The sequence below is a fragment of the Thalassotalea coralli genome, from assembly GCF_055786205.1.
Window position 1 is genome coordinate 1 of the sequence record NZ_JBVVBK010000024.1, and the last position, 436, is coordinate 436.

Consider the following 436-nt stretch of genomic DNA (forward strand, 5'->3'; position numbering starts at 1 on the left):
AATGTACTGACAGCGGGTAGACGCTTTAATGCACGAATCGACGGTGTAGCGGATATCAGTGGTAATACAAACTCATCAGATAACTTCTACTTCTATACCAGTTTGGAAGAAGATTCAGCAGCCCCTGCTGTAGCTGGCACATCAGTGCATGAAGGCTTAACCGATGTGGCGGTGAATGCTCGTGTGAGAGTGAAGTTTAATGAAGCGATAAGCAATTTATCACTGGATGGCATTACGTTGACGCACAACGGTGAGCAGATCGCGGTAAATCGTACGTTAGACAGCGCACGTATGCTGGTAACGCTCATTCCTGTGACTCTGCTACCAGCAGGCGAGACACTGAGCCTGAATGTAGGTGGCGTGAAAGACTTGGCAGGTAATGCTCAGGTAGAGGACGTTAATGTCCACTTTACAACAGAGCTAGGTATCGACACAC

The 436-nt window shown here is 47.9% G+C and carries 1 protein-coding gene; it reads left to right on the forward strand.

What is annotated here, in order from left to right; genetic code table 11:
- On the forward strand, positions 1–436 hold a 436-nt coding region (locus ACOB80_RS20945; RefSeq protein ID WP_473167801.1), incomplete at both ends, for an Ig-like domain-containing domain.